This is a genomic window from Halogeometricum sp. CBA1124, from assembly GCF_009741955.1.
Classification (GTDB): domain Archaea; phylum Halobacteriota; class Halobacteria; order Halobacteriales; family Haloferacaceae; genus Halogeometricum; species Halogeometricum rufum.
The window spans coordinates 1-14,768 of the sequence record NZ_WPCD01000020.1 but is presented as its reverse complement, the minus strand read 5'-3'; the positions used below and the strand labels follow the sequence as shown (position 1 = coordinate 14,768).

Annotated in this window: 17 protein-coding genes and 4 pseudogenes; 10 read left to right on the top strand and 11 right to left on the bottom strand. The window is 67.3% G+C overall.

The window, feature by feature from the left end; translation table 11 throughout:
- Positions 1 to 2 precede the first annotated feature (2 nt).
- Positions 3 to 1,294 (bottom strand): annotated as a pseudogene (locus tag GJ632_RS04840) (amidohydrolase).
- A complete protein-coding gene (locus tag GJ632_RS04835) occupies positions 1,291 to 2,325 on the bottom strand; it encodes a threonine/serine dehydratase (protein WP_191452254.1) in 1,035 nt (344 codons plus the stop codon). Before GJ632_RS04835 ends, GJ632_RS04840 begins: the two are co-directional and overlap by 4 nt.
- 192 nt (positions 2,326 to 2,517) lie before the next feature.
- Between GJ632_RS04835 and GJ632_RS04830 the strand changes: the two genes are divergently transcribed.
- Positions 2,518 to 3,315 (top strand): YihY/virulence factor BrkB family protein, encoded by a 798-nt coding sequence (locus tag GJ632_RS04830; protein WP_191452253.1) that lies wholly within the window; start codon positions 2,518 to 2,520, stop codon positions 3,313 to 3,315.
- A gap of 54 nt (positions 3,316 to 3,369) precedes the next feature.
- On the opposite strand, the gene GJ632_RS04825 is transcribed toward GJ632_RS04830, so the two are convergent.
- Entirely contained in the window at positions 3,370 to 3,780 is a 411-nt protein-coding gene (locus tag GJ632_RS04825) for a helix-turn-helix domain-containing protein (RefSeq protein WP_191452252.1), read from the bottom strand.
- A 541-nt stretch (positions 3,781 to 4,321) separates the two neighbouring features.
- Between GJ632_RS04825 and GJ632_RS21935 the strand changes: the two genes are divergently transcribed.
- Complete coding sequence (locus tag GJ632_RS21935) at positions 4,322 to 4,471, top strand: hypothetical protein (RefSeq protein WP_177232692.1); 150 nt, start codon at positions 4,322 to 4,324, stop codon at positions 4,469 to 4,471.
- Positions 4,472 to 4,473: 2 nt separating this feature from the next.
- Positions 4,474 to 5,505 carry a sulfite exporter TauE/SafE family protein gene (locus GJ632_RS04820; protein ID WP_089810285.1) on the top strand — a complete coding sequence of 344 codons (1,032 nt, stop codon included), beginning with the start codon at positions 4,474 to 4,476 and terminating at the stop codon, positions 5,503 to 5,505.
- 120 nt (positions 5,506 to 5,625) lie between these two features.
- On the opposite strand, the gene GJ632_RS04815 is transcribed toward GJ632_RS04820, so the two are convergent.
- Positions 5,626 to 5,919: an amphi-Trp domain-containing protein gene (locus tag GJ632_RS04815; protein WP_089810287.1), complete on the bottom strand. Its 294-nt coding sequence runs from the start codon at positions 5,917 to 5,919 to the stop codon at positions 5,626 to 5,628.
- A 207-nt stretch (positions 5,920 to 6,126) separates the two neighbouring features.
- On the opposite strand from GJ632_RS04815, the gene GJ632_RS04810 reads away from it, so the two are divergent.
- The 3 genes and pseudogenes from GJ632_RS04810 (at position 6,127) to GJ632_RS04800 (ending at position 7,632) form a co-directional block, all read left to right on the top strand.
- A complete protein-coding gene (locus tag GJ632_RS04810; protein WP_191452251.1) occupies positions 6,127 to 6,372 on the top strand; it encodes a hypothetical protein in 246 nt (81 codons plus the stop codon).
- Between the two features lie 175 nt (positions 6,373 to 6,547).
- Positions 6,548 to 7,395, top strand: a pseudogene (locus tag GJ632_RS04805) (M48 family metallopeptidase).
- The gene (locus GJ632_RS04800) at positions 7,396 to 7,632 is read left to right on the top strand and encodes a hypothetical protein (RefSeq protein ID WP_191452250.1); all 237 of its coding nucleotides are present in this window, start codon (positions 7,396 to 7,398) and stop codon (positions 7,630 to 7,632) included.
- Between the two features lie 158 nt (positions 7,633 to 7,790).
- On the opposite strand, the gene GJ632_RS04795 is transcribed toward GJ632_RS04800, so the two are convergent.
- The 5 genes from GJ632_RS04795 to GJ632_RS04775 form a co-directional block, all read right to left on the bottom strand.
- The gene (locus GJ632_RS04795) at positions 7,791 to 8,249 is read right to left on the bottom strand and encodes a YeeE/YedE family protein (RefSeq protein ID WP_089810295.1); all 459 of its coding nucleotides are present in this window, start codon (positions 8,247 to 8,249) and stop codon (positions 7,791 to 7,793) included.
- Positions 8,249 to 8,740: a YeeE/YedE family protein gene (locus GJ632_RS04790; protein ID WP_191452249.1), complete on the bottom strand. Its 492-nt coding sequence runs from the start codon at positions 8,738 to 8,740 to the stop codon at positions 8,249 to 8,251. The genes GJ632_RS04795 and GJ632_RS04790 overlap by 1 nt, the downstream gene beginning before the upstream one ends.
- 9 nt (positions 8,741 to 8,749) lie before the next feature.
- Positions 8,750 to 9,943, bottom strand: a complete 1,194-nt coding sequence (locus GJ632_RS04785; protein WP_191452248.1) for an MBL fold metallo-hydrolase — start codon at positions 9,941 to 9,943, stop codon at positions 8,750 to 8,752.
- 331 nt (positions 9,944 to 10,274) lie between these two features.
- Positions 10,275 to 10,985, bottom strand: coding sequence for a DUF2270 domain-containing protein (locus GJ632_RS04780; RefSeq protein ID WP_191452247.1), 711 nt, complete (start codon positions 10,983 to 10,985; stop codon positions 10,275 to 10,277).
- Positions 10,982 to 11,170: a hypothetical protein gene (locus GJ632_RS04775; protein ID WP_191452246.1), complete on the bottom strand. Its 189-nt coding sequence runs from the start codon at positions 11,168 to 11,170 to the stop codon at positions 10,982 to 10,984. The genes GJ632_RS04780 and GJ632_RS04775 overlap by 4 nt, the downstream gene beginning before the upstream one ends.
- A gap of 225 nt (positions 11,171 to 11,395) precedes the next feature.
- Here GJ632_RS04775 and GJ632_RS04770 point away from each other — a divergent pair, with 225 nt between their 5' ends.
- The 4 genes from GJ632_RS04770 to GJ632_RS04755 all read left to right on the top strand — a co-directional run bounded on the left by GJ632_RS04770 (position 11,396) and on the right by GJ632_RS04755 (position 13,042).
- The gene (locus tag GJ632_RS04770; protein ID WP_089810444.1) at positions 11,396 to 11,638 is read left to right on the top strand and encodes a sulfurtransferase TusA family protein; all 243 of its coding nucleotides are present in this window, start codon (positions 11,396 to 11,398) and stop codon (positions 11,636 to 11,638) included.
- Between the two features lie 3 nt (positions 11,639 to 11,641).
- Positions 11,642 to 12,226: a DsrE/DsrF/DrsH-like family protein gene (locus GJ632_RS04765; RefSeq protein ID WP_089810305.1), complete on the top strand. Its 585-nt coding sequence runs from the start codon at positions 11,642 to 11,644 to the stop codon at positions 12,224 to 12,226.
- A gap of 118 nt (positions 12,227 to 12,344) precedes the next feature.
- Positions 12,345 to 12,620 carry a hypothetical protein gene (locus GJ632_RS04760; RefSeq protein ID WP_089810307.1) on the top strand — a complete coding sequence of 92 codons (276 nt, stop codon included), beginning with the start codon at positions 12,345 to 12,347 and terminating at the stop codon, positions 12,618 to 12,620.
- Positions 12,617 to 13,042: a type II toxin-antitoxin system VapC family toxin gene (locus GJ632_RS04755; RefSeq protein WP_191452245.1), complete on the top strand. Its 426-nt coding sequence runs from the start codon at positions 12,617 to 12,619 to the stop codon at positions 13,040 to 13,042. The genes GJ632_RS04760 and GJ632_RS04755 overlap by 4 nt, the downstream gene beginning before the upstream one ends.
- A 5-nt stretch (positions 13,043 to 13,047) precedes the next feature.
- Here the strand turns inward: GJ632_RS04755 and thiD are convergent.
- Both thiD and thiM read right to left on the bottom strand, forming a co-directional pair.
- Positions 13,048 to 13,882: pseudogene (gene thiD, locus GJ632_RS04750) on the bottom strand (bifunctional hydroxymethylpyrimidine kinase/phosphomethylpyrimidine kinase).
- A pseudogene (thiM, locus tag GJ632_RS04745) lies at positions 13,879 to 14,708 on the bottom strand (hydroxyethylthiazole kinase). Before thiM ends, thiD begins: the two co-directional pseudogenes overlap by 4 nt.
- Between the last annotated feature and the right edge of the window lie 60 nt (positions 14,709 to 14,768).

Here is a 14,768-nt window from a genome sequence, read left to right as displayed (position 1 = left end):
CCTCACCGCGACTCGCCCAGTCGCAGGACGGCGTCGGCGAGGACGTCCACCGCGAGTTCGAGGCTCCGTTCGTCGACGTCGAACGTCGGCGTGTGGTGGCCGCCGGGATGGTCCGTTCCGACGACGGCGTACGCCGCGTTTCCGCCGTTCTCGTTCACCCGGCGCATCAGGAACGTGGCGTCCTCGCTCGCGCCGAAGTCGGCCGACGGAATCGTCGTCGTCACGCCGGGGTGCGCCCGCGCGGCCCGTTCGCGTGTTCGGCCGTCGCCGCGTCGCTGTCGGCCCGCGGCGCCTCGCCCGTGACGGCGATGTCGACGTCACAGCCGTGACGCTCGGCCGCGGTCCGAATCACCGTCGCGCACTCCTCGAACATGTACTTCATCAGGTCGGTGTCCTCGCCGCGGACCTCCGCCTCGAAGGCGGCCCGGTCGGCGACGACGTTCGTGTGCGCGGGCGCGCCACCGTCGACGTGGCCGACGTTGACCCGCGTCGCGCCGTCGCCGTGGCGGGGGACGGCGTACAGGTCCGACGCCGCCGACACCGCCGCCTGAATCGCGTTGTCGCCGGCCTCGGGGTTCTTCGCGGCGTGAGCGGGCGTCCCGGAGAACGTCGCGACGAACCGGCGAATCGCGAGGGGTTTGACGACGCCCGCGACGACGGTGCCCGTCGGCCTGTCGAGGCGAGGTGGACGGCGAGGAGGTGGTCCACGTCGTCCACCTGCCCGCCCGCCGCGAGGGCCTTCGCGCCGCCGGCCACCTCCTCTGCGGGTTGGAAGAGGACTTTGAACGTCCCCGCGAAGTCGCTCTCGGCGACGGCTTCGAGGACGCCGAGGCCGATGGTCGCGTGGCCGTCGTGGCCGCAGGCGTGCATCACGCCGTCGTTGGTCGAGCGGAACCCCTCTGCGGCGGGGCGGTGCGACGGGTCGTCGGACTCGGTGACGGAGAGGGCGTCGACGTCCACGCGGAGGGCCACGACGGGACCGTCGCCGCGTTCGAGGACGCCACCGCGCCGTGTGCCCGCCGCGCATCCGTTCGAGGACGTCCGCGCGCACGCCGTGGTCCTCGGCGCGCCGGAACCACTCGTCCAGTCGTTCCTCCGCCGGCACGGACAGTCGACTGTCCGGGTCGGTCACGTCTGGACCGTACCGCACCTCGTCGACGCCGATGCGTTCGACGGAGTCGACGACGCGAGCGGTCGTGACGAACTCGCACCACGCCGGTTCGGGGTAGCGGTGGAACGCCCGCCGAATCTCGCGCAACTCGTCTCGAATCCGCCCCGAGTCGGCGGCCGTCATTCCGACCCCCCGCCCTCCCCGCAGACCGCCGCTTCCAGTTTCGACGCGGCGAGGTTGCGTCCCGAAACCTGCAGTACCACCGTCTGCCCGGCGAGTTCGTCGCCGCGTTCGAGTGCCGCCGCGACGGCGGCACAGGCCGCCCCCTCCAGGAGGAGGTGTTCCTCGCGGAGCATCGTCTCGACGGCGTCCTCGATTCGGTCGTCGCTCACGAGGGCCATCTCGGAGAGGCCCTCGCGCAGCATCTCGGTCGTGAGGGCGAACGGGACGCGCGACTGGAGGCCCTCAGCGTAGGTGTCCGCGTCCTCGCGCGGGCGGAGGTGGCCCTCGGCCCACGCGTGGTACATCGCACTCGCGTTCTCCGACTGCACGCCGACGACGTCGGCGTCCGCGATGTCGCCGACGGTCAGACAGTAGCCCGACGCGCTACTGCCGCCGCCGACGGGGCAGAAGAGGGTGTCCACCTCGGGGAGTCGTTCGACGACTTCGAGGCCGGCGGTGGCGACGCCCGCGACGAGTGCCGGTTCGTTCGCCGAGTGGACGTAGCGGTAGCCCTCCGTTCGCGCCCGCGCTTCGGCCCACTCGCGCGCGTCGTCGTAATCGCGGCCGTGCGGGTGTACCTCCGCACCGAACCGCTCCATCGCCGCCACCTTGTCGGGGTTCGGGTCGCCCGGGACGGCGACGACGACGGGGATGTCGAACTCCCGGCCCGCGTAGGCGACGGACTGGCCGTGGTTCCCCGTACTCGCCGCGACGAGGCCGGGGTCGTGAAACTCCTCGTCGAGTCGGGCGCAGAGGTTGACGCCGCCGCGGACCTTGAACGCGCCCGTCGGCAGCGTATCCTCGCGCTTGAGGTAGACGTCGGCGTCGAGTTCGGCCGAGAGGAACTCGCTGCGGACGAGGGGCGTCTCCGGCAGGTGTCGGCTGACGACCGAACGTGCCGCGTACACGTCCGAGAGCGTCGGCGGTTCGAGGTCGTGATACGAGAACACCGTCGTCTCGTCTGGCGACTCCACGGTGTCGTACGTTGTCATAGGTCACGTTTCGGGGTGACGGATATAAAGCTCCGTGAGCCGGGTCGCGGACGGCGCGCTGTCGGGGACAGTCGCCCCGACGCCGGCGTGACGTTCTTTCCGTCGTACTGACCGGGGAGAAAACCTGAAATTCGGTGGAAGGCGGTCCATCTGCCGTGACTTCTTTGTGTACTTCGGGCGCAGGTTCACGTCATGAGCACCACGTCGGGAGTCGTCTCGTCGGTCAAGGCCGTGGGCGAAGCGTTCCGCGAGAAGAACGTCACCTTCCTCGCGGGGAGCATCGCCTACAACGCCTTCGTCTCCCTCGTTCCCATCCTGTTGTTCTTCGTCCTCGTCGTCGCGTTCTTCGGAACGGGATGGCAGGACCAGATTCTCTCGACCATCACGCAGAACGTCTCGCCGGCCATCGGCGACTTCATCGAACGGCTGTTCGCCACGCAGGCCGACAAGGTCACCGGCTCGTCCGTCGTCGGGTTCGCCGTCCTCGTATGGAGTGCGCTGAAGATATTCCGCGGCCTCGACACGGCGTTCTCCGAGATATACGAGGTGGAGGCCGACAACTCCATCGTCGACCAGATAAAAGACGGCGTCGTCGTCCTCGTCAGCCTGCTGCTCTCCATCGCGGCCATGATAGCCGCGACCAGCGTGTTCGGGGCGTTTCAGGGGATGATTCCCTACCTCGGCGCACTCCTGCCCTTCCTGCTCGCCCTCGGACTCGTCGTGGCGTTCTTCCCGATATACTACGTCTTCCCCGACGTGGACGTCTCCGCCCGGGAGATTCTCCCCGGCGTCGTCGTCGCGGCGGTGGGCTGGGCGCTCCTGCAGGGCCTGTTCCAGATATACGTCGCTCACTCGACGGCCGGCGGAACCGACATCGTCACCGGCATCATGTTGCTTCTCACCTGGCTCTACTTCACCGGCGTCGTCCTCCTCCTCGGCGCGGTCATCAACGCCGTCCGCGGCGGCTACACGAAGTACCAGCGAGCTTGAGAAGAGGGAGTTCGACGGCCGTTCGCGTGCGTCGCCGGCGTACCGTTGCGGTGGCTACCGCGACATCGCCGACCGCGCGTCGTCGGTCGACTCGCGGTCGTACTTCCGCTCGAACTCGCCGATGAGTTGGCCCATCTCCGCGTACCAGTCGTTGAGCATGCGCTGCATGTTGGTGGCAATCTCGTCCGAGTCGGCCGACGAGTAGACGTGGTAGTAGCCGCCTTGGTCGTAGTTCACCTGCTCCTTCTCGATGAAGCCGCTCTCGAGGAGACGTTGGACCGCCCGGTACGCGGTGGACCGTTCGCGGTCGACCGCGTCGGCCACCCCGTCCACGGTGAGGGGGTCGTCGGCTGTGACGAGGGCTCTGTAACACTCCTTGTCGAGTTGCTTCAGACCGTAGAAGCACTCGAGGAGCCCCTCACATTCGATGTCCGCCTCGAGTTGCTTGGACATTGAATCGGGCATCGTATGTTCGCTCCTACGACCGCGGCGGGTATAACGTTTGTGTAGAGAATTTACAATTCTGCGTGCAAACCAACGACGAACGGGTCGAGATGCCGCGGTACGGGCCCTCGTCGCCCATCGGCGAGCGCTCGGTCTCTCGGTGTCGAATCCCGTACCACACACGCTCGACTACCCGCGACATCACTCGCCCGCCGACGCGTCAGTTTCGACCCATCCGTTCGGTGCGTCTTCGTGATTCCTCACGTCACGTGGGGAGAAATCACAATATATTCCACGAGACGAGACTCGTCACTCGCGAGACGAGTCGAGTGCTCCGATTCGGCGGAGTCGCGTTCGATGACGCGCGCGCATCGGAAGCGACGATTCGTCGAGTGAGGGCGCTCGAACCCCTCGTAGCCACTCGTAACTTACACATCACTATGGGTGAGTTACCGAGATACAGTATTGTACCATGATTACAAAACTATTATAGCCTCTGACCGGATACAGGGTGATGTGAGGATTCCATGATACGCACAAGACTGCCTCAAGGTGTCGACCAATGTTAGGGCTCGAAGGTCTGAGCGGGAACATGCTGGCGGCGACCCTCATCGGGTTGGTGCTGGTAGAAGCGATCGTGCTGTACGTGGGGTACGGCATTCTCGAATCGGCGCTGGGGAAGCGCGTGACCGACCTCATCAGGGGTATCTAACGATGGAGATACTCGGAGTCGGCGTCGAGTTGCTGACGATGTTCGCCGGATTCGGACTGCTCATCGGAATCCTGTTCGGGTTCTTCGGGATGGGCGGTTCGTTCCTCGTCACGCCGGCGTTACTCGTGATGGGGTACGCACCGAACGTCGCCGTCGGGTCCGGCCTCGCGTTCGTGTTCGGTACCTCCGTCATCGCGACGCTCAAACACCGGGACCTCGGACAGGTGGACTACAAACTCGGTGTGCTGATGATAGCCGGGACGACCGCCGGCATCGAAGTCGGGAAGATAGGGTTGGAGTACCTCCAACACATCGGACTCGCGGGTAGCATCGTCAGCATCGCCTACGTGGGCCTGCTGGGTTCTATCGGCGTGTTCGTGACGTACAACGCGGTCAAGGGCGGCGGCGGCGGTATCTCGCACGACGCCGAGGACGCCGACGCCGACGCGGACGACATCCCCGACATCGCGAAGAAGATTCAGTCGTACCACGTCCCCCCGATGATCTCCCTCCGGGGCGGCATCACCGTCTCGCTGTGGATGGTCCTCCTGGTCGCGTTCGCGACGGGACTGCTCTCGGGCTTCCTCGGCGTGGGTGGCGGCTTCATCCGCATGCCCGCGCTGTTCTACCTCGTGGGCGTCCCCGTCCCCGTCGCCGTCGGGACGGACCTGTTCGAGATCGTGTTCTCGGGCGGTATCGGGTCGTTCCTGTACGCCCAGTCCGGCGCGGTGGACCTGTCCATCGTCGTGCCGCTACTGGCCGGGAGCGCTCTCGGAGCGAGACTCGGCGCCGGCGCGACGAGTCTCGTCGACGAGGACGACATCAAGGTCTACTTCGGCGTGATGCTGCTGCTCGGCGCGTTCGCCGTCGCCGTCCGGCAGGTCGGCGACTACGTCGGCATCGAAGTGTTCGACGTCGTCAGCCTCGCCATCATCCTCGGCGCGGCACTGCTGGTGAGTGGCGCAGTCGTCCTCAGCAGTATCCGCGAACTCCGCGCCGAGGCGGTCACCAGCGAACGGTCGACCGCCGACTGACCCACCGAGACGGTCGGTCACACGCGAACGAAAGCGCGGTCCCGGCGTTCGGGACCGACTGTGGCTACTTTTCTCGTCGTCGACCGCTCCTGCGTCGAGCGCTCGGACGGCCAAACGGCGTTACTCGATGCGCGGTGGCTCCTCGTCGGTTCGCCCCGGCAGTTCTAATTCTATCTCGAGTTCGGGTTCCCCGACGCCCTCGTAGTCGATTTCGAGTTCTACCGGTTCGCCGAACGCGAAGGGGAGTTCCCACTCGTCGGTCGAAATCGTGACCTCGTCGCCGTCGCGCAACTGTTCGCCGAGGGCCACGAGGAAGTCGCCCGCCTCGCGGGCGTCCAGTCGGAACTCCTCTTCGAAGTCGCGTCCGGAACGGATCACGGTTCGGTCTTCGGTCGGTGAGTCGTCGTCCGTCATCGGTCGCGTTTAGGGAGGCCTAAATAATAATTGATGCGGCCCCGACTCGCGGGCGGACCGGACGCGGGTTCCGCGCGTGCCCCGAGACGACTCACGACGCACTCGACCGACCCCGTCCGACCGGTACGAACTCCGGCCCCCCGTGCGGTGGGCGGCGGAGACGTCGACAGATGCACTTACCCGCGTCCGCCGCGTATCCCGGTTCGGATGACCACCGACGTCGAAGTTCGCTGCGCCGACTGCGCGTACGCGGCTACGTTCGACTCGCTTCGGGCCGCCCGGACGGCCCTCGACGACCACGAACGGGAGACGGGCCACTCGGTCGAGTGGAACATCGGACGCCTGTCCGGCGGCGTCGAACGCGCCGGTGCCGACGCCGGCGTCTGCGGACGCGAGGACTGTGCGAATCCGGACTCCCCGTTGCTCGACCACGGCGGGAGCGACGACGCGTAACCCGTTCCGTCTGGACTCGCCGTTCCCGCGGCCATCGCCTCCTCGCTCCCGAGACGACCGGCGTACTGGCGTCTGGCGGGTTCGGTCGTCACACGTGAACGTGTCTGACACAAGTCTCATGTGTCTCTATTCGGGAACGTCAGACCGCATGAGACATCTGGGACTCACGGTACGGATGGCCGTCGTCGGTGCCATCCTCGCGGCGTTCTACCTCGTCGCAGTCGCCGCCGCATGGTGACGTTCGGTCAGGGCGTCCTGCCCATCGCCATCGTCGGCAGCGTCCTCCTCGTCGGCGTCCAGTACAAGGTCGGAAAGTGGATAGCGCTCCGGAGCGTCGGCGCCGAGGACCTGTCCGAACAGCGGTACCCGCAGGTCCACCGGATGGTCGAAGAACACTCCCGGGAGATGGGTATCGAGAAACCCGACCTGAAGATAGCCCGCATGGGCGTCCCGAACGCGTTCGCCGTCGGCCGGAAGGGTGCCGGCGTCGTCGTCGTCTCCGAGGAACTCCTCGGACTGCTCGACCGCGACGAACTCGAGGGCGTCCTCGCGCACGAACTCGCGCACATCGCCAACCGCGACGTCGTGACGATGCAACTCGGGCAGGGAATCGCCTCCATCGTCGCCATCGTCGCCCAGTACGCCGTACTGCTCACGGGCGACAGCGACCTCGCGGACTTCTTCCTCGCCATCGTCGTCGGCAACATCGTGCAGTTCTTCGTGATGCTGTTCGTCCTCGCCATCTCGCGGTACCGCGAGTACGTCGCCGACGCCGACGCCAAGCGCGCTATCGGGTCCGGCGACCCGCTCGCACGCGCCCTCGAGAAGATTCACGAGGGGAACCAGCGGACCCGCGAGTCGGCCCGGAGTTCCCGACGCGGCCGCGGCCGTGGGCGAGGCGACGGCGGCGTGGACCAGCAGGTGAGCGCGCTCTGCATCTCCAGCCCCGACAGGGGTCTCCTCCAGCGTATCGTGTCCACCCACCCGCCGATGGAGAAGCGCATCCAGCGGCTCCGCTCGTAGATGGCCGGCGTCCGCGAACTACTCGCCGTCGTCCTCGGTGCCGCGCTCGGCGTCGCGGCCCTCGCCGCTCCGCGGACCGCGCTCAAACTGTCGGTGTTCGGCGGCCCGAGCCGTCGGCGGCGAGGCGACTACGGCGCCGACGCCGCCGTCTCCGAGCGTTCGGTGTGGGTCGTCCGCGCTCTGGGCGTCGTCTGTCTGTTGATTTCGGCGTCCATCGCCGCACAGACGTACCTCTGACGGGCCGTCGGACGCCCGAAGCGCTCGGACGGCCGTCGTCGAGGCTGCCGGCGCGCGCGTTTTCTCGGATTCGAGTCGTATTCGTGAGCGCGCACGGACGGGAGAAGGGGAAAGGGAAGGCGGTTCGGACGACGGTCCGTCGGGGGAAAGCGCGCCGGTCAGTCGGCGCTGGTCGCGGCCGGGTCCGCGGCGTCGCTGCGACTCCGCCACAGTCCCTGCACGTACGCGCCGACGAACATGCCGGCGAGCGCCCAGAGGATGGTGACGTTCCCGATGCCGAGGCTGGCGTAGGCCGCGCCGGGACAGATGCCCGACAGCCCCCACCCGGCACCGAATATCGCGCCGCCGACGAGGACGTTCCGGTCGAACGACTTCAGGCGTCGCTCGAAGCTCCGCCCCGTTATCGGCGGGCGACCGAGCAGTTTGGGGCCGAGGAAGTACGCCAGTCCGGTGACGGCCGCGCCGCCGAACATGACGAACGGGAGCCCCAGGTCCTCGAACTGGAGGAAGTCCAGCACGACTTCCGGACGGGCCATGTGGCTGAACCCCAGACCGAAGCCGAATATCAGGCCGCCGACCAGTATCAGCGGCATGAACAGGGGATGTCTGTCCGCCATCAGGGGGTCACCCCCAGAGCCGCGACCAGTTGCGCCACGCCGATGGCGACGAGCAGGAACGTGACGACGCCCACCAGCGACGTCCGCGACGCGGAGCCGACGCCACAGACCCCGTGGCCGGACGTGCAGCCCTTCCCCACGCGGGTGCCGACGCCGACGAGGACGCCGCCGACGAACAGTCGCCACGGCTGAACGGACGTGGTCCACGCACCGTCCTGATAGAGGAGGGCGTACACGGCCGCGCCCATGATGATGCCGAACGTGAACACCAATCGCCAGTCTCGCGAGGCGACGTACTGCTTGAACCGCGACTGGTCGGAGACGTACGAGAGCGTCGACTCGAGGAACGTGCTCGCGCCGGCGCTGATACCCGTGCCCAGGTAGATGATACTGGCGCCGAGACCGACGAACAGGCCGCCGACGGCGTACCGGCTGATGCCGTTGGGGAAGAACTCCGACAGCAACTGGAGCGGGACTGGGTCTAGTACCATGGAGCGTCGTTAGTCACCGGCGAGCGACTCCTGACTGGCGGCGCAGTTGTTCGGGCCGAGTTCGAGGGTGAACGCCTCCTCGTCGTCGGCTTCCTGCTGTCCCAGGTTGGTCGCGATGATTGCCTCGTAGTTCGCCGGACGCGGCGGCATGTCCGCCAGGATCGTCTCCACGAACTCCGCTTCGTCCATCGACAGCGCGTCCATGCGCTCGACGAGGGCACCGACCGTCGCGGTGTAGGTGCCGTCCTCGGCGGTCACGGCGGCGTCGCTGAAGTGCGCGCCGCCGACGAGCGTGTCGTCGGGCAGGGTCAGCACGCGCGTCTGCAGCGAGTCGTACAGCATCCGCGCGGCCTCGGGCGCGCCGTCGTCACCCTCTTCGAGGTCCGGGCGGGCGACGCTCTCGATGAACAGCCCGTCACCCGTGGTGAGCAGGCTGTCGCCGAGCAGGTACGAGGTCATCCCGCTGGTGTGGCCCGGCGTGTAGACCGTCTCGACGACGGCGTCGCCGACCTCGAACTCGTCGCCGTCCGCCGCCGTCTCCAGTTCGTCCGCGTACGTGACGCCGCGCGGGACGGACTCCGCGGGGATGACCCCGGTCACGCCCTCCGCGTCGAGTTCGCGCAGGCCGCTGATGTGGTCGGCGTGGATGTGCGTGTCGAACGCGTACGTCAGTTCGACGCCCAGTTCCTCCGCGTCCGCGAAGTAGCGGTCGGTGAACGCCCGGAGCGGGTCGACAATCGCGGCCTCGTCGTCCGAGACGAGCAGGTAGCCCAGACAGCCCGAGGAGGGACGCTGGTACTGGTAGACGGTGCCGGGTCCGTCGTACCCGGTGACCTCCTTCCGCTCGTAGATGCGCGCCCACCCGTTCATCCCCTCTTCGAGGTGGTTCACGTCGTAGTCGAGTTGGCTCAGCTTGCTCGCGACGTACTCGCTGGCGCCGCCCTTCGCGCACAGCACGGTCACTTCGCGGTCGTCGGGAATCTGTTCGAGAACGTCGTCGGCAATCTCGTCCTCGAAGAACTCGAAGTACGGGACGTTGACCGACTCGACGTTCGGCCCGTCTATCTTCCACTCCTCGTAATCGGACGCCATCCGCGCGTCGAGGAGCGTGACCTCCTCGCCGGCGTCGATACGACTCTTGAGTTCTTCGGGCACGATCGATTCGACGGCGACCTCCGGTTCGGGGAATTCGTCTGCCATCAAGATACCCAATGGACCCCTGTAAAATAAGTATTGTGCAATCAATCCAATACCGAACAACTTGGAGGGTCACCCTCACACGAGCGAGTGCGAGGACCCACTCTGAAGCCAATCTGCGCTCAGCGCACTACACGGCCCTAAATTCGACACATTATCGTGCTTCGATACCGCCGAGTTCACGCTTCGTCAACCCCTCGGCGAACCGTCGTACGACTCGGTAGCGCGGCTTCGCCCCCACCAGAAGACACTATATTGTGCTATTCTCGCAATAAGATTCGCGCGGTCGCGACTCGCTCGTCGGAGCGAGTTCGAGGGAGGTCGTCGGTGGCGGCGGTCAGCGGTCCGAACGCTCCCGAAGGTCCTCGTCGAGGAGTTCGCCCTCGGTGTGCCACGTTCGGGGACGGCAGCAGACCACCGCCGCGACCACGTGGAGTCCGGCGACGGCCGCGGTCACGACGAGACCGGACACCGACCCCACCGCCGCGCTCTCCGGCCACGGCGTCTCGCCGAAGGCCGTCACGCGCAACAGCCACGCGCCGTTGAGCACGGTGAACAGCGCGAAGTAGACGCGCCGGAGTCTGTGCGCGAGGGCCTCCTCGGTCGATATCTTCAGGACGGGCGTGCGGTAGTCCCGCGCGAGGCGTTCGCGCCACGCCGTCTCCTCCACCTCCATCTCCGGGTCGAGTCCGACGGCCCACACGTTCTGCTGGAGGTCACGCACCCGCGAGCGCCACAGGTCGTACGCGCGGTATCGGCGCGCCTCGACGAACAGGAACATCACCACCGCGGCGTCGCCGACGAGCAACACGTAGTGCGGGTTCGACGCACTGGAGAACGCCCACGTGAGGACGGCGGCGATGAGTAGCACGACCCAGTTCGTGGTCTGGTCCAGTCGCTCGCGCCAGAACTTCATCCGATGAATCTCGCCGCGGTAGAGGTGTGCGAGCGCGGAACTCGGCCCCATGTCCTCGTCGAGGAGTCCCGCCCCGACGGACGACGCCGGGTCGGGGCCGTTCGAGGGCGCGTCGGGGTCCTGTCCCGTCATCTCGGCGTCCCGTCGTCGTCGGCGCAGTCGTTCGGAGCGGATTCGAGCGCGACCGCCTCCCCGTCGTCCCGCCTCGAACGGACGTCGAGAACGAACGCACCGTCGCCGCTCGCGATTCGCTCTCGGAGTCGCTCGGGCGAAATCGGCCCGGCCGAGTCGACACCCGCAGATTGCGTTCCGTCCATCGTTACCCTCACCTACCCGGAGAAGCCGGATAACGCTTTGCATGGTAAGTCGTGTTTTCTGCAATACTAACTGGCGTCGAGAAACCGTGAGAGTCGAATCAGGCCGTACGAAGGTCAGAATAGACTCGTCCTGTCCGACACTCGCACAGAGTAGTGTGCACTTTTGGAACTACTACCGACACACTTTTGTTTACCCCGCCGATATTGTACGACGAGTTCAACACCATGAACGACTTCGAGATTACCGAGACGCTCGACGTGAAAGGAGAAAACTGCCCGATGCCGGTCGTCAAGACCAAACAGTCCATCGACGAACTCGCCGCAGGCGACGTGCTGGAAGTCGTGGCGACTGACTCCGGCAGCATGAGCGACATCGCGGGATGGGCGGACACCACCGACGGCGTCGAACTGCTCGACCAGAGCGAGGGTGACGGCGTCTACAAGCACTACGTGCAGAAGGCCGAGTAGAACATGAGCACGGACAGCACACCGACGCCCAGCGACGACGGCGACCAGTCCCGCGCGGAACTGGCGGCGCGCGTCGCAGAACTGGAGGAGCGACTCGCCGACGTGGAGTCGGCGACGGAGGACGAGGGGCCACCGAAGATGTCCATCATCGCCACGAAGGGGACGCTGGACATGGCGTACCCGCCGCTCATCCTCGCCAGCACCGCGGCCGCGTTCGGCTACGAGGTGACCGTGTTCCACACGTTCTGGGGGCTGGACATCCTCCACGAGGAACGGTCGAGCAACCTGAAGCTGAGTTCGGTCGGGAACCCGAACATGCCGATGCCGAACGCCCTCGCCACGCTCCCCGGCATGGACCGCGTGACGACGGAGATGATGAAGAAGCGCATCCGCGACAACGACACCGCGTCCATCGAGGAACTCATCCAGACGTCGCTGGACCTCGGCGTCGAGTTCCAGGCCTGTCAGATGACCATCGAACTGATGGGGTACGACGAGGACGACTTCTTCTCGGGCGTCACGACGGGCGTCGGCGCGGCGACGGCCATCCAGGACATGGCCGACGCCGACATCCAGTTGATGATCTGAGGCCGCTTTCGGCCGCAGACCGTTCCGGGTGATTCCCCCGGACCCCCTCCCCCAGCGGACGACCGACCGAAGCTAGTTCGGTAGAAACGTATTTTTGGTAGAAAGCGTTACTGAAGCTATGGCGACGTCCGTGAAGATGGACGAGGAGACGAAGTCGTACCTCGAACGCCTCCAGGCGGAGATTCGGCTGGAGACGGGGCGGCGGGTCACGCAACAGGACCTCCTGGCGCGACTGGTCGAAGACGCCTACGCGTCGAAGGAGGACCTGATCGAGTCGTTCAGAGCGTCTTCCGTCCCCGTCGACGAGGACGCGCGCACGCGCGTTCACGAGGGAATGGTCGACTCGGGGCGGTCCACCGACGAGGACGACATCGACGAGATTCTGTACGGATGAGCGTCTTCGTCGACACGGGCGTCTTCTTCGCGCACCACGACCGGTCGGCGAGTCGCCACGAGGACGCCCGGGCACTCGTGGACGCGATTCTCGACGGCGAGTACGGCCACCCGTACACGAGCGACTACGTCTACGACGAGACGGTCACGCTCACCAGACGCCGGACCGGGTCGTTCGAGGCGGCGAAGAATGTCGGGGACCGAATCCTCGGGCGCGGCCGGTTTCCCGAGGTGTTCGAGACGGTGGTCGTCGACGGCGGTCTGTTCCGCCAGAGCGTCGCGGCGTTCGAACGGTACGACGACCAGGACCTGAGTTTCACCGACGCCGCGACGCTGGCGGTGTGCGACGCGCGCGACGTCGACCGCGTCGCGAGTTTCGACGACGATTTCGACGGACTCGTCGAACGGGTCGAGTCCGCCTGAGCGAGTCAGTTCTCGAACGCGCCGACCGTCTCGCTCGCGTCCACGAGGTGGTTCACGCTCCCGTTCTCGCCCACGTCGGCCGGCCGTTCGATGGCCGAGCGGACGAAGTCGATGCCTCGCTCGACGGCCGTCGCCCGGTCGTCACCGCGCGCGAGGCGGGCGGCGATAGCGCTCGACAGCGTGCATCCCGACCCGTGCGTCGTCTCCGTGTCGACGCGGGGGGGAGGCGAACACCGTCCGGTCGTCCGGCGTGACGAGGACGTCCCGCACCTCGTCGCCGTCGGCGACGTGGCCGCCCTTGAACAGGACGGCGTCGACGCCCCACTCGAAGAACTGCGCCGCGGCGGCGTCACGCGCCGCCGCCGAGTCGGGCCACTCGCCCGTGAGCGCCTCCGTCTCGTCGGCGTTCGGCGTCACCAGCGTCGCCCGCGCGAACAGGTCGGTGTAGGCGTCGACGGCGTCGGCGTCGAGGAGTCTGTCACCCGACGTGGCGACCATCACGGGGTCGACGACGACCGGCCCCTCGTAGGCGTCGAGGCAGTCGGCGACGGTCCGCACGGCGTCGGCCGTCGCCAGCATCCCGAGTTTCACCGCGCCCACGTCGAAGTCGTCGGTGACGGCGTCGAACTGCGCGCGAATCTCCTCGGTCGGGAGGACGTGCGTCGACTCCACGCCGCGGGTGTTCTGCGCCGTGACGGCGACGACGACGGACCCGCCGTAGACGCCGAGGCGGGTCATCGTCTTCAGGTCCGCCTGGATGCCCGCGCCGCCGCCGGAGTCGCTGGAGGCGACGGTCAGCGCGTACGGGAGCGACTGCGGGTCGGGGTCGGCCGTCGTCATCGCTCGTCCACCACCCGTTCGATGCGAGACGCGGCGTCCGGCAGGTCGACGCCGTCGAGTCCGGCCACCGCGTCGAGGAAGGCGACTTTGTAGCTCGCCGGGCCCGCGTAGTCGCCGAACCGGCCGTCGGCGGCCGCCTCGCCGGCGAGTCCGAACGCCAGCGTGCCCGCGAGGGCGGCCTCCCGAACGTCGTCGGTCGCGCCGGCGAAGGTGGCGAGCGTGACCCCGAGCATACAGCCCGTACCGACGACCCGTCCCATCATCTCGTGGCCCGCGCGCACCTCGAACGCCTCGTCGGCCGTCGCGACCACGTCCGTCTCGCCGGAGGCGACGACGACGGCACCGGTCGTCCGGGCGCAGGCGACGGCCGTCTCCGCGATGTCGGCGTACTCGCCCACGGACTCGACGCCGCGGACCTCGGCGTCCGCGCCGACGAGGGCGCTTATCTCGCCGTAGTTGCCGTTGAGCACGTCCACGTCGAGGTCGGTGACGAGACGGTCCGCGACCCGGTCTCGGGTCGGCGTCGCGCCGACGCGACGGGGTCCACGACGAGGGGGACGCCGTTCTCGTTCGCCGACGTTCCCGCCGCGACCATCGCCGCCTCGCCGTCCTCGCTGACCGTTCCCATGTTGAGCAGACACGCCTGCGCGCCCGCGACCATGTCGCCGACCTCGCGTTCGTCGTCGGACATGACCGGCAGACCACCCCAGTGAAGCGTCACGTTCGCCACGTCGCTCACGGTCACGTCGTTCGTCACCGAGTTGACGAGCGGTTGGACCGACCGAACGGCCGAGAGCGCCGCGTCGAGGTCCACGTCGGCCGTCATCGCGCGACCCGCCCCCGTCCCTCGTCGACCGCGCGGCGAAGTCGGCGCGTCGCCGCCGCC